Origin of the sequence: Aureibaculum sp. 2308TA14-22 (assembly GCF_040538665.1) — a bacterium.
GTDB lineage: Bacteria > Bacteroidota > Bacteroidia > Flavobacteriales > Flavobacteriaceae > Aureibaculum.
On sequence record NZ_JBEWXT010000001.1, the window covers coordinates 2,743,802 to 2,756,497 of the forward strand.

A 12,696-nucleotide genomic window follows, 5' to 3' on the forward strand; every position below is an offset into this window, starting at 1 on the left:
GTTTAATTCTCTGACTCTTTGTCATTAATTTCCTTTAAAATTCCTTCTAATTCTTTTAAGCTCACATCGTTTTTTTCTACAAAAAAGGACACCATACTTTTAAAAGAACCTCCAAAATAGCCATTCATGAGCTTGTGCAAACTCTGATTGCTGTACGATGATTTTTCCACCAAAGGAAAATATTTATAGCCCTTGCCATGCGTTTCGTGATCAACGAATTTCTTATCCTCCAAAATTCTAACTATCGTAGAAACAGTATTATACGCGGGTTTTGGTTCAGGAAATTTTTCAATAATTTCTTTTACGTTACATAATTTTAATTGCCACATAATCTGCATAATCTGCTCTTCTGCCTTTGTTAATTGTTTCATTTTTTAGGTTTTGAATGAATTTTATTTGACAAATATAACTAAATATTTAGTTTAAACTAATTTTTTAGTTATATATTTTGTAACAAACTTTATTTATCTTCGTCAAATAAGTAAAAAATTAAATGGATATATTTTTATTAATTCTTGGTGGATGCCTAATGTTTCTAGGCTTGGTCGGCTCTTTTTTACCTGTACTACCTGGGCCTTTTACCGGATGGCTAGGTTTACTAGTACTACACTTAACTGATGCCGTACCTATGAATTGGACTTTTTTAGGAGTAACTTTAGGCGTTGCCTTATTTATTTGGATATTAGATTATATAATTCCTGCTATGGGTACTAAAAAATTTGGTGGCAGTAAATCTGGAGCCATTGGCACCACAATTGGATTACTAATAGGCTTATTCTCACCCATACCTTTTGGCTTCATTATAGGAGCATTTGTTGGTGCTTTTATTGGGGAAATGATGCACGATAGCAAAGACACCAAGCGAGCCGTTAGGGCTAGCTTCGGTTCTTTTTTAGGTTTCCTATTCTCTACAACTGTAAAATTTTTGGTGAGTATGGTATTTTTGGTATTGTTTGTAAGTAAGGCTTATGACCATTGGCACCTCATAGTTGGATAAATAAAAAAAGACTTTCCAAAAGTGAAAAGTCTTATAAATATGAATTGGGTTGTAAATTTTGTTATCTCCGTCGAGATATTTCTTTTTCTGTTGATTATTTGTTGTAAATGTTTCTTTTTAGGGACTTTTAAAAAGTTTACTTTATGTTTCACTTACACTAATAGAACAATTAAGCTCTAAAAGTTCCTACAATAAATTTAAATTATTTTTTATTTTGTTTTTAAATAACTGGTTATGAGCATATTAAATTTACTAAAAATTTACAGAATTTAAACTTAAGGCATTATAATTTGTAGTAAATGAACTAGCAAATCCATTAAAATTAGATATATTGTAGCAATATTGATAGCAGGTAATATGATTCACGAGATTATACAACAACAAAAAGGCTTCTTTAATTCACAACAAACAAAAAACATTGCTTTTAGAAAGAAGTCTTTAAAGCGACTGCAGCGAGAAATTATAGCAAGAGAAAATGATATTTGTGATGCTCTTTATGCTGATTTTAAAAAACCTGTCTTTGAAACCTTAGCGGCAGAGACGCAATTTGTACTAGCAGAATTAAAACTAGCCTTAAAAAAAATAGACGAATGGGCAAGCCCCGAAAGCGTAGCTTCTACATTAATGAATTGGCCTTCTTCAGATTCTATTTATAAAGAACCCTATGGCTCTGTTCTAATAATTGCTCCATGGAATTATCCCTTTCAACTAGTTTTTGCTCCATTAATTGGAGCAGTAGCCGCCGGAAATACCGCGATTGTAAAACCTTCAGAAATTACTCCACATACAGCAAGCATAATTTCAGAAATTGTAAAAGCTGTATTTGATCCAGAGCATGTAACTGTTGTTCAAGGCGGTGTAGAAACATCACAACAATTATTAGCCGAAAAATGGGACTATATTTTCTTTACAGGAAGTACTCGTGTAGGAAAAATTGTATATGAAAGTGCAGCCAAACATTTAACTCCCGTTACTTTAGAACTTGGCGGGAAAAACCCTTGTATTGTTGATGAAACAGCTTCAATTTCACTAGCCGCAAAACGCATTGTTTGGGGCAAGTTTTTAAATGCAGGCCAGACTTGTATCGCTTCCGATTATATTTTGGTACATAAAAACGTAAAAAAGAAATTGATTGAAGCTCTTAAAAAACACATTATCAAGTGTTACGGAGAAAATATAGAGGTTTCTCCCGATTATGCCAGAACGGTCAGTAAAAAACATTACGAGGGGTTAAAAGAAATGTTGCACGATGAAGAAATTCTTTTTGGAGGAAAAACCAATGATGACGATAATTACCTATCGCCAACTTTAGTCAATGAACCAACGTTCGACAGCAAACTAATGGAAGACGAAATTTTTGGCCCAATACTGCCCATTATCGCTTATGAAAATGAATCGGATGTTGACACATATATTTCCAACTATGGTAAACCCTTAGCGGTTTATGTCTTTTCAAACAAAAAATCATTTCAGAAAAAAATAATTCAAAAGTACAGCTTTGGTGGCGGGGCAATTAATGATACCGTTATACAAATCACTAATAAGCGTTTACCTTTTGGTGGCGTTGGACAAAGCGGAATTGGTGCGTATCACGGTAAAACTTCTTTTGATATTTTTTCGCATCACAAGGCCATTATAAAAAAAGCAAATTGGTTGGATATCCCCTTGCGATATCCGCCTTATAAATTACCGTTAAAATGGATTAAAAAAATAAAACATCTTTTTTAAATATTAAATTTTATTACCTTTAAAATCAAAATAAAACAGTTTACAATGAAAAATTTATTAAAAACAAGTATTCTTCTTTTTTCAATAGTACTTCTTTCAAGTTTCATATTAACAGATGCAAACTCAGACATTAAAGATGTAATTGGCACTTGGAATTACTCAGTACCCAATGCTCCTGTAGAGTACCAAATAGGCGAATTAATTCTTGAAGACAAAGAGGGAGAATTATATGGTTACACTTTGATAGGAGAATATAAAAATGAGATTATAAAGCCCAAACTTGAAGGTAATAATCTTACTTTTATTATGTACATAGAAGATACAGACGTTTCATTCAACCTTAATTTTAAAAAAAATCAATTTACCGGAATAGTTTCGTATTCCGAAGGTACTCTTGATATTACGGGCGAACGCAAAAAATAAGAGCCTAACTATACACCTATTATCTTAGTGCTTATTTAGCTCCAGCCAGCAAATTTAGCATCAAATAATTTGTCAAAATTTCTTTTAAATGTCTTGATGTATTTTCACCTTCACGAATACTATGACTACGGTTTGGATAAGACATCATAGAAAATATTTTATTGTGCTTTATCAATTCGTTGACTAATCGTTCTGTTCCTTGGTAATGTACATTATCGTCTCCAGTACCATGCACAACTAGCAAATTACCTTCTAAGTTTTTAGCATAATTTATGGGAGAGCCTTTTTGATAACTTTCAGGCATTAATTGAGGTACACCCGAGTATCTTTCTTGATAAATATTATCATACAATCTTTGATCTGGAACAGGTGCAACTGACATGCCTGTTTTATATATTTTGGGATATCTGAACATCATATTTAACGTCATAGAGCCACCACCACTCCATCCCCAAATACCAATTCTATCAGCATCAACAAAAGGGTAGGTTTCTATAATTTTTTTCGTTGCTTCCGCTTGGTCTTGCGATGCTAAAACACCAATTTGCCCATAAACAGATTTACGCCATTCACGCCCTTTTGGCCCAGGCGTACCACGGTTATCTATACTCATTATTATATACCCTTGCTGAGCTAAATACTGATGCCAAAGATAACGTGATCCTCCCCAGGCATCTTTTACGGTTTGCCCAGCTGGTTCACCATAGACGTAAAACAGTACTGGATATTTTTTTGAAGTATCAAAATTTGGTGGTTTAATCATATACCCATCTAAACTTGTACCGTCATTAACTTTTACTTTAAAAAATTCCAAAGCACCCTTATCTATTGCGGCTACTTTTTGTTTTAAATCACTATTGCTCACCAAGGTTTTTATTACCTTGTGGTTGGGCAATGAAATCAACTCGGTTATGGGTGGCATTTCTGCGGATGAATAGGTGTGTTTGGCAAACTTACCATTGGGCGAAATATCATAGCTATGCGTTCCTGATTGATTCTTTGGTGTTAATCTTTCAGCTCTTTGCTTACCATTCATTTTTGTTCTGTACAGGTATTTCTGAGTTGCATTATCTGGACTGGCCATAAAATACAGCCAATTAGATTTTCGTCAATCAATACAACATTAATCATATCGTAATCCGAAGGCGTTAATTGTATTTCTTTGCCTTTGCTAATTTTATAAGCCGATTTCCATCCACTCTTTTGACTCACCCAAGTAAAGGCTTCACCATCCTTTAAATATTGAAAATCGTTAACAGCATCAAGCCAAGTTGTTTCTTTATCTTCGTAAATAACATTAACCGCTCCGGTTTTGGCATTGCATTCCGTAACCTTGTTATGGTTTTGTTGGCGGTTCATATGCTGTACTAACACCGCTTCTGAATTCGGTTTCCAAATCATTCTTGGAATGTATTGGTTTGCTGCATCACCTGGAAGTTGCATCCAAGTAGTTTTACCACCCATTGCACTCACCACACCAACTTTAGCTTCCGATGGTTTTTCACCAGCTTTAGGATATTGTACAGGGATAGTAAATGAATATAAAGAATCTGTATTGTTAATCATCAAAAAGTTCTTGATAGTAGAAGCATCAATTCGCCAATAGGCAATTTTAGAACCATCCGGACTCCATCTAAAACCATCTCTACAAGCAAACTCTTCTTCGTAAGCCCAATCGAAAGTACCGTTGATAATTTTGTCTGTTCCGTCGGTTGTTAAAGCAGTAATTTTATTGTCAACCAAAGATTCCACATAAATATTATGTTCACGCACATAGCCTACGTTGTTAACGTCAGGTGAAAATTTTGCAAACATTAATGTAGATGGTTTCGCTTTTGTTCCTCCTAATTTTTTAAGGTTTTTGGTTTTTAGATCTAACACCCAATAATCGCCTTTGGTATGGTATCTCCAAACACGAGCTGTATTTGTAAAAATCAACACTTTACTTTTATCTTCTGACCATTGATAATTTGAAATTGACAATGGTTTATTGCTCCCTTCTGGAATTAACCATTCTGCCAGAATCATAACTTCTTGTGTACCTTTTAAGGTATTTGTTTTAACAATGTCAAATCCACCTTCGGTTTTTGCAGATGTTTCTAATGTTGTAAAGTCATTACCACCATTAAACCAACGTAAAGATTTTGAACGTTCGGATTGAAATTCGTTGGAACTAAATATCCGTTCTAACGATAATTTTGAATCTTGGGCAGCTAAGGTTGACGTTGTAACTAAGAAAAAAAAGGTTAGGATTATTTTTTGCATCTTTATATATTCTAAGAATTAGATGATCTAAAAGTACAGAAATTATCTTTAGATTAGAGCAATGAACTTCAATAAATAAAAATAGCAAATTAACGCTTGAATAGATGAAACGACGTAAATTTATAAATCAATTAGGTTTAGGAGCTGCAGCCTCATTAGCACCTACAACGCTATTGTCATTTACACCATCAATCTCAAATGGTAAAACGGCTAAAAATTTAACTTTTGGTATTGTTACTGATGTGCATAAAGACTTAATGCCAGATGCCGATAAACGCTTAGAAACCTTTATACACAAAGCACAAGAACGAAATGTAGATTTTATCATTCAAATGGGAGATTTTTGTTTTGCTGAAACTAAAAACAAGGACTTCTTAAAAATTTGGGAGCAATTTAAAGGTTCAAGGTATCATATTTTAGGAAACCATGATATGGATAGGCATTCTAAACAAGAAATGCTAGATTTTTGGGGCATGCCTAAAACTTATTATTCTTACGATTTTGGAGGCTATCATTTTATCGTCTTGGATGCTAATTTTATTTACCAAGATGGAAAATTTATAGATTATAACAAGGCGAATTTTTACATAGAGGATAATGCTAGAACTTATATTGACAACGAACAAATTGAATGGTTTAAAGCTGATTTAGAAACTACTAAATTACCAACTATTGTATTTTCACATCAAAGTTTGTGGCATTATCAGTGGGGTGTAAAAAATCGTTTAACGCTACAAAAAATCATGGAAGCTCAAAAAGAAAAAGTAATTTGTTGCTTAAATGGCCATAACCATATAGATTATCACCACCATCAAAACGGAATAGATTATGTGGAAATAAACAGTATGTCTTACCAATGGATGTCTGATAAATACAGTAGCAAAAAACGTTTTTCAAAAGAACTATACAAAGAATATAGTAATTTACACCATATTGCAGGTTACAAAGACCCATTATATGCCTTCGCAACTTTAAATTCAAAAGGAACAATGGCTATTGAAGGTGTTAAAAGTGAATGGATGTCACCTTCTCCCTACGAAATGGGCATGCTTAAAGGTATTGATGGGATGGCATCCTCTGCAGAGATATCTGATTATCAGGTTAATTTTTAAATATTCTATAAAACAAAAAAGCAACCCAAATTTAGGGATGCTTTTCACAGACTAGGTTTACTAAATCATATTAAGATTGGAAATTTTCCATAATAATTTTCTTTACTTTTTTATTCAGCGAAGCCATAGCATTATAACTGGTATGTTCTAAAATAATAACCACCAATTCGTCTTCTTGGTATTGCGTAAGCCCTGTGCTAAAACCATTCCATTTACCATAATGATAAATCATATTTTGGTCTTTGGTATTAATTCTTAAGCCAAAACCATATGGTACTTTTTTACCATAAACAGTTTCTCCTCTAGCATACATAAGATTCACAGATTCTTTTGAAAGTAATTTTCCGTTATTTAAGCCATTTACCCACTTATATAAATCTCTGCTTGAAGAATAAACATTCTTATCGCCTACAATGGCATCATTAACCGTATTATTAATTTTTAAATGTCTCCAACCTCTATATAACCTATAACCTTCTAGATGATTTTCTACGGTGCGTTCGTTTTCTGAACTTAAAACAAAAGAGTCATTCATATCTAGTGGTTCAAAAATATTTTTAGTTACAAAAGTACTAAAACTTTCACCTGAAACTTTTTCAACTATAGAGGCCAATACAAAATAACCAGTATTAGAATAGTCAAATTTCCGCCCAGGCTTAAAAAAGCGTTGTGCTTTGCTTGACTCCAACAAGGTCATCATTTCACTATTTGTTGGTGCTTTTTTCTGTTTCCATTCATGCTCAGCAACCCAAAAATATTTTGGCAATCCTGAAGTGTGATTTAGCAGGTTTTTAATAGTTATATCCTCATATGGAAAGTCTGGAAAATACTTGTTTACAGTATCTGTAAGTTGAATCTGATTCCGTTCATACAATAACATAATAGCCGCTGCAGTAAATTGTTTACTTACTGAAGCCAATTGAAATACGGAACGTTCATTTAGTGGTTCTTTCTTTTTAAAATTTGCATAACCGACGTGGCTGTCATAAAGGATTTTTCCATTCTTTGCAACTAATAATGATCCGTGAAAATCGTGCCTCTTGTTAATACGGTGTAATAAAGAATCTAATTTATTACTCACCTTTTTCGTTTGTTTTAAAGGGTACTTTTCAATTAAAATAGGGCTTTCCTTTTCAATTTGAGTCGCTATTGTGGTAAAAGGCTCACCCACATCTTTCTGTGTAGAAAGCGGTTTTGCACCTAAGAAAAAGCTACTCAAAACAACTAATAAAGTTAACAATATGACTACAAAATATTTTTTCAAAATAATCATGTATAAACGTGTAAAGCGATAATCACCTAAGATTTTTTATCAGTTCACACTTACTAACGTGAATTTCATGGTTTTATGATAACATGTAACAAATCTGGAGGAATTTAACTCGTCAACACAAACAAGAAAAAAAGTTTGGGGATAACTTTGTTAACTGAAAAGAATGAAGTATTCAAAACATATCACAATCTGCTTTAAACAAAAAAGCATCCCAGTTTTGGGAAACTTTTAACTTAATAATTTAGAGTAATTTGCATACCCCGATTTTTTGAGAAATACACCAGCACAACACTTTAGTTTGGTATCTGGACAAGATAATTTAAACAGACTCTTTTAGCAAGACTTAGAATTAACGAAATTTAATTAATTTGATCTTTTTATTTAAAGAACTACTTTCGTATTAAAAAATTAATTGTATTTTAACGAAATAATAACAACGTTTTTTATTAAAAGAACTAATTTTATATATTCTTTAAAACATATATTTAATATTGGATAAAGAAGAACATATTGCAAAACTTCCAAATTCACCTTTACAAGAGGTAGTTTTTGAACTTCACCTAGAAGAAGATATTAATGCAAAGGGTATCCGAACAAATGAAAATTTTGATTTTGCTTTGGGATTGTTTGCTGAAAAAATTAAAAATGATTTTCCTAAAAGAATATCTTTTCCTAAACATGACAAAATCAGAATATTTCCCAATATATCATTTCAGTTTTGGAAAGATGAAGGTGTTTGGCCTGTAATACAATTAGGTGATGGATTATTAACCGTAAATGATACAGAAAAAAATTATATCTGGTCAGAATACAGTTATTTGGTTAGGGATTGTATGACTAAATTATCTAATAGTTTTAGTGAACCTGTAAAAATAAGGCAGGTTTCTTTAAGGTATATTGACGCAATAGAAATGAATGAAATGACGTTTGAGCAGAAACAAAAGTTTATTAATGAAAATTTTAAAGTGTCTTTAGACAACAATTTTAAGGTATTAAATGGTGAATCTTCTGGGATGAATATTACCAGTAATTTTAAGATAAATGACGGAAGTACAGTAAATTTTGTAATTTCAAACGGTAAGAGTAAACAAAATAAACCTGCTATTGTATGGCAGTACCAAATTTTTAACAATATAGTAACATCTTTTGATGATGTTAATAAATGGTTGGACGCTGGCCATGATATTTTAAGTGATCTTTTTAAAAATTCAATAACAAGTAAATTCTATGATAGCTTCAAGTGATTTAAGTACATTTATTATTCCTGAGTATGACAGTACAAATCCTACAACGATCACTAACGATAGTTTCAAGGTAAGCGACAGTCATTTTCTATCATTTCCAACACCTAGTATTTCAATTTCATTAAAATTTCGAGGAAGTTTATCTTATGACAACTATTTATTGTCTCATCAAATAAAATCATTTCGTTTTTTAGAAGAAAATTGGGATCAAGATGGAGCAAAGAAAATTCCGAGTTCCACCATTGATAAATCAATTTCAGTGCTAAAACAATTTAATGAGTTTAACCTAAACGGTTATTTGGCATCTCCCGGTCCCAATGAAGAAGTTCTAATACTTTTTAAAAATAAACTAAGGGAAATGGAACTAATAATATACCCAGATAAAATAAAATTTGTGAAGTTTGAAAATAATAAATTCATTGATCAAGGCAATTACGAAAATTTTGAACTACAAAATTACGTCAGATGGCTTGAATAAATTAAACCCTGGAGATAAAATTGAAGATGAAACTGAAAACTTTTATCGTAGAGTATATCGGAAAGATAAAAGGTATATAGATCATAGAACAGGAAGACCAACTTCAAGAGCTTTTACACCAAGGCCAAAAGATGATGGCAAGTTATCTGTAGATTTGGCTTCACTAACGACTCCATTAAAGAGCATTGCCAATTCAAGTCGATTTTGTCTTTGGTTGATTAATAATAAAACCATTCTTGATTTAAAATTGTCAGCAATTTATGATCCTGTGAAAAATAACGACGTAGACAATCCATCTCACTGTATAATAATTGGTTTTAACGAAGAGGATGAAAGTGTTCCTGGCATTCTATCAAGAACTTCAACAAAAGTCAATATATAGAAATTTCAATTAGATTAAAAGTCCTATACTAATTTATCAGTAATAAGATATAAACAACTTAGTGGAGTTTTAGGAGTAGGCATGCGGAGTGTTTGAATAAACTAAAACCTCGCTAAAACAAAAAAGCATCCCAAATTTAGGGAAGCTTTTCATCGACTAACTTAACGTTAGAGTAGTTTATATGTAAACTACTAAAAACAACACAACGTTATTAAAATTTCTTTAACCCGAGAAATTTTAGCGGTCTGGACGGGACTCGAACCCGCGACCCCCTGCGTGACAGGCAGGTATTCTAACCAGCTGAACTACCAAACCGTTGCTTAAAGCGAGTGCAAATATAAACTCGTTTTTTAAATTGGCAAAACCTTTTATGAAATTTATTACAAAAATCTTTTTCTACTAATTAAATATGTAGTCAGCACCTGTTCAAAGCCTTGGTTAATATCGACAGGAACATAATCAATTTTATACTGCATGCATTTCATTTTCAGGTTATTAAAATAGTTATCAAGTATAGTTTTATAACCCTCCTTTACCGTATCCGGATAAAGATTAATATGCTCTCTTGTTTCTACATCAACAAATCTTTTTGGAGTATTATCAAAATCAAAATTTAGTTCTTTTTTTCCATCAAAAGTATGAAACAGCACCACTTCGTGCTTATTATATTTTAAGTGGCGTAGAGCTTCAAACAATAATTCTTCATCCCTGTCCGCCTGAAACATATCTGTAAATAAAAATATCAGAGAACGTCTGTGTATTTTATCTGCTATCTCATGTAAAGCTGCAAATGTTTTGGTTTTGGTTTTTGATTCTTTTTCCAACAACAATTCTAACTGATTCAGTAACATTCGCCTATGACGTTCACTACCTTTAGCGGGAGCATAATATTCATTACCTTCAGAATAGACACTTAACCCATAAGCATCACGTTGTCGTTTTAAAATATCTAACAAAGCAGCTGAAGCGATTACTGAAAACCCTATTTTATTAAGTCGTTCCAAAGAAGGATTTTTTAATTGTGGATAATGCATTGAAGCCGAATTATCAATAATTAAATGACATCTTAAATTGGTTTCCTCTTCATATCTTTTTACAAAAAGTTTATCTGTTTTGGCATACAGTTTCCAATCTATATGCTTAGTACTCTCCCCTTTATTATACAACCGATGCTCGGCAAATTCCACAGAAAACCCATGGAAAGGACTTTTGTGCATTCCCGTAATAAAACCTTCAACTACCTGATTAGCCAGTAGTTCTAAGTTTTTGATTCCGTAAATGTTTTTTGCTTCTTTAACAGACATTAAGCACAAGTTATAAAAAAAGGTTTGAATCTGACTATGTCTGAAACAAACCTTTTATATTTTTTAAAACTGAAATTTTAAACTAAAGCCTCTAGTTTTTCTGTATATGTAGCCTTTGGAGCTACGCCAACTTGTTTATCTACAACCTCTCCTCCTTTAAAAATTAAAATAGTAGGTATATTTCTAACACCGTATTTTGCAGCAAATTCTTGATTTGCATCAACATCTAATTTTGCTATAACCGCTTTACCTTCAAAATCGGTACTTAATTCATCAACTGTTGGAGCTAACATTCTACAAGGCCCACACCAAGCAGCCCAAAAATCTACTAAAACAGGTTTTTCTGATTTTAATACTACTTCGTTAAAAGTAGCATCTGTAACTTCTAATGCCATATTATTTAAATATTATTGTTATAATTTTACATTACAAAAATAGCAATTATTTTGCCAATCAAAACAATAGATAATTGCTTTTGCTTATGTTAGTATTTAAAATAGCTATATCCTTACAAAACCTTTAAAAAACATCCCTTGCTACGGCTTTAATATTGTCAGATTTTCCCATTGAATAATAATGTAACACAGGTACTCCAGCATCTAATAATTCTTTAGACTGTTTAATACACCACTCTACACCAACTTGGCGAACGGCTTTATTATCTTTACACTTCTCTACCTCTTTAATTAATTCTTCCGGCAAATCAATTTTAAATACCTGAGGTAATAACTGTAAATGTCGTTTTACTGCTATAGGCTTAATTCCTGGAATTATCGGAACAGTAATTCCTGATTTTCTAGCCGCATCTACAAAATCGAAGAATTTTTTATTGTCAAAAAACATTTGTGTAACCACATAATCTGCACCAGTATCCACTTTTTGTTTTAAGCGTTTTAAATCTGTTTGTAGTGATGGAGCTTCTAAATGCTTTTCAGGATAACCCGCAACACCGATACAAAAATCGGCTTTATCATCTGCATCAATTACGTCGTGCAAATATTTACCAGCGTTTAAGTTTTGAATTTGTTCTACTAACTCTGAAGCAAATGAATGTCCACCATTACATGCTTTAAAATATTGCTCCTGCTTCATAGCGTCTCCTCTTAGAGCCATAACGTTTTCAATACCCAGATAATGACAATCCACTAATAAATATTCCGTTTCTTCTTTAGTAAAACCTCCACACAACACATGTGGTACAGTATCAACATTGTATTTATGCTTTATTGCAGCACAAATACCTACCGTACCTGGACGCATTCTAGTAATTTTTCTATCGAGCAAACCCCCTTCTTTATCAATATAAACATACTCTTCTCTTGAAGTAGTTACATCAATAAATGGAGGTTTAAACTCCATTAAAGGATCAATATTATTGTATAACGCTTGAATATTCTTCCCTTTTTGAGGTGGAATAATTTCAAAAGAAAACAACGTTTTTCCTTTAGCTTGTTTTATATGTTCTGTTATCTTCATTTTTATAAGAATGA

At 32.3% G+C, this 12,696-nt stretch carries 13 protein-coding genes, 1 tRNA gene and 1 pseudogene; 7 read left to right on the plus strand and 8 right to left on the minus strand.

Going from position 1 to position 12,696, the window contains the following annotated elements; all coding sequences use genetic code 11:
- Positions 1–2: 2 nt before the first annotated feature.
- Positions 3–371 carry a BlaI/MecI/CopY family transcriptional regulator gene (locus U5A88_RS12335; RefSeq protein WP_354206870.1) on the minus strand — a complete coding sequence of 123 codons (369 nt, stop codon included), beginning with the start codon at positions 369–371 and terminating at the stop codon, positions 3–5.
- Between the two features lie 122 nt (positions 372–493).
- Here U5A88_RS12335 and U5A88_RS12340 point away from each other — a divergent pair, with 122 nt between their 5' ends.
- The 3 genes from U5A88_RS12340 (at position 494) to U5A88_RS12350 (ending at position 3,148) form a co-directional block, all read left to right on the plus strand.
- A complete protein-coding gene (locus tag U5A88_RS12340; RefSeq protein WP_354206872.1) occupies positions 494–997 on the plus strand; it encodes a DUF456 domain-containing protein in 504 nt (167 codons plus the stop codon).
- Between the two features lie 357 nt (positions 998–1,354).
- Positions 1,355–2,725: an aldehyde dehydrogenase gene (locus U5A88_RS12345; RefSeq protein ID WP_354206874.1), complete on the plus strand. Its 1,371-nt coding sequence runs from the start codon at positions 1,355–1,357 to the stop codon at positions 2,723–2,725.
- A gap of 45 nt (positions 2,726–2,770) precedes the next feature.
- Positions 2,771–3,148: a hypothetical protein gene (locus tag U5A88_RS12350; protein ID WP_354206876.1), complete on the plus strand. Its 378-nt coding sequence runs from the start codon at positions 2,771–2,773 to the stop codon at positions 3,146–3,148.
- A gap of 31 nt (positions 3,149–3,179) precedes the next feature.
- Here U5A88_RS12350 and U5A88_RS12355 read toward each other — a convergent pair whose 3' ends face one another.
- Positions 3,180–4,070 (minus strand): alpha/beta hydrolase family protein, encoded by an 891-nt coding sequence (locus tag U5A88_RS12355; RefSeq protein WP_354208186.1) that lies wholly within the window; start codon positions 4,068–4,070, stop codon positions 3,180–3,182.
- A 51-nt stretch (positions 4,071–4,121) separates the two neighbouring features.
- Positions 4,122–5,413, minus strand: a pseudogene (locus U5A88_RS12360) (DPP IV N-terminal domain-containing protein); the annotation flags it as partial.
- Positions 5,414–5,517: 104 nt separating this feature from the next.
- On the opposite strand from U5A88_RS12360, the gene U5A88_RS12365 reads away from it, so the two are divergent.
- Positions 5,518–6,525 carry a metallophosphoesterase family protein gene (locus tag U5A88_RS12365; protein WP_354206878.1) on the plus strand — a complete coding sequence of 336 codons (1,008 nt, stop codon included), beginning with the start codon at positions 5,518–5,520 and terminating at the stop codon, positions 6,523–6,525.
- A 70-nt stretch (positions 6,526–6,595) separates the two neighbouring features.
- On the opposite strand, the gene U5A88_RS12370 is transcribed toward U5A88_RS12365, so the two are convergent.
- Positions 6,596–7,798 (minus strand): serine hydrolase domain-containing protein, encoded by a 1,203-nt coding sequence (locus U5A88_RS12370; protein ID WP_354206880.1) that lies wholly within the window; start codon positions 7,796–7,798, stop codon positions 6,596–6,598.
- Positions 7,799–8,289: 491 nt separating this feature from the next.
- Between U5A88_RS12370 and U5A88_RS12375 the strand changes: the two genes are divergently transcribed.
- From U5A88_RS12375 to U5A88_RS12385, 3 genes are read left to right on the plus strand one after another with little or no spacing between them, the layout of a single operon-like run.
- Positions 8,290–9,042, plus strand: coding sequence for a TIGR04255 family protein (locus U5A88_RS12375; RefSeq protein WP_354206882.1), 753 nt, complete (start codon positions 8,290–8,292; stop codon positions 9,040–9,042).
- Positions 9,026–9,520, plus strand: coding sequence for a hypothetical protein (locus U5A88_RS12380; protein ID WP_354206884.1), 495 nt, complete (start codon positions 9,026–9,028; stop codon positions 9,518–9,520). The genes U5A88_RS12375 and U5A88_RS12380 overlap by 17 nt, the downstream gene beginning before the upstream one ends.
- A complete protein-coding gene (locus U5A88_RS12385) occupies positions 9,513–9,902 on the plus strand; it encodes a hypothetical protein (RefSeq protein ID WP_354206886.1) in 390 nt (129 codons plus the stop codon). Before U5A88_RS12380 ends, U5A88_RS12385 begins: the two co-directional genes overlap by 8 nt.
- A gap of 241 nt (positions 9,903–10,143) precedes the next feature.
- Here the strand turns inward: U5A88_RS12385 and U5A88_RS12390 are convergent.
- From U5A88_RS12390 to metF, 4 genes are all read right to left on the minus strand, one after another.
- Positions 10,144–10,217 (minus strand) — tRNA-Asp (locus U5A88_RS12390).
- A gap of 65 nt (positions 10,218–10,282) precedes the next feature.
- A complete protein-coding gene (locus tag U5A88_RS12395) occupies positions 10,283–11,206 on the minus strand; it encodes a DUF58 domain-containing protein (protein ID WP_354206888.1) in 924 nt (307 codons plus the stop codon).
- 77 nt (positions 11,207–11,283) lie between these two features.
- The gene (gene trxA, locus U5A88_RS12400; protein WP_354206890.1) at positions 11,284–11,601 is read right to left on the minus strand and encodes a thioredoxin; all 318 of its coding nucleotides are present in this window, start codon (positions 11,599–11,601) and stop codon (positions 11,284–11,286) included.
- A gap of 124 nt (positions 11,602–11,725) precedes the next feature.
- Entirely contained in the window at positions 11,726–12,682 is a 957-nt protein-coding gene (gene metF, locus U5A88_RS12405; RefSeq protein WP_354206892.1) for a methylenetetrahydrofolate reductase [NAD(P)H], read from the minus strand.
- Between the last annotated feature and the right edge of the window lie 14 nt (positions 12,683–12,696).

What these genes read in the sequence shown, in the direction of transcription:
- U5A88_RS12370 (WP_354206880.1), bottom strand. Translation starts at nt 7,798, where the DNA reads ATGATTATTTTGAAAAAATATTTTGTAGTCATATTGTTAACTTTATTA.
- U5A88_RS12380 (WP_354206884.1), top strand. Translation starts at nt 9,026, where the DNA reads ATGATAGCTTCAAGTGATTTAAGTACATTTATTATTCCTGAGTATGAC.
- U5A88_RS12355 (WP_354208186.1), bottom strand. Translation starts at nt 4,070, where the DNA reads ATGCCACCCATAACCGAGTTGATTTCATTGCCCAACCACAAGGTAATA.
- U5A88_RS12365 (WP_354206878.1), top strand. Translation starts at nt 5,518, where the DNA reads ATGAAACGACGTAAATTTATAAATCAATTAGGTTTAGGAGCTGCAGCC.
- U5A88_RS12395 (WP_354206888.1), bottom strand. Translation starts at nt 11,206, where the DNA reads ATGTCTGTTAAAGAAGCAAAAAACATTTACGGAATCAAAAACTTAGAA.
- trxA (WP_354206890.1), bottom strand. Translation starts at nt 11,601, where the DNA reads ATGGCATTAGAAGTTACAGATGCTACTTTTAACGAAGTAGTATTAAAA.
- U5A88_RS12335 (WP_354206870.1), bottom strand. Translation starts at nt 371, where the DNA reads ATGAAACAATTAACAAAGGCAGAAGAGCAGATTATGCAGATTATGTGG.
- U5A88_RS12345 (WP_354206874.1), top strand. Translation starts at nt 1,355, where the DNA reads ATGATTCACGAGATTATACAACAACAAAAAGGCTTCTTTAATTCACAA.
- metF (WP_354206892.1), bottom strand. Translation starts at nt 12,682, where the DNA reads ATGAAGATAACAGAACATATAAAACAAGCTAAAGGAAAAACGTTGTTT.
- U5A88_RS12350 (WP_354206876.1), top strand. Translation starts at nt 2,771, where the DNA reads ATGAAAAATTTATTAAAAACAAGTATTCTTCTTTTTTCAATAGTACTT.
- U5A88_RS12340 (WP_354206872.1), top strand. Translation starts at nt 494, where the DNA reads ATGGATATATTTTTATTAATTCTTGGTGGATGCCTAATGTTTCTAGGC.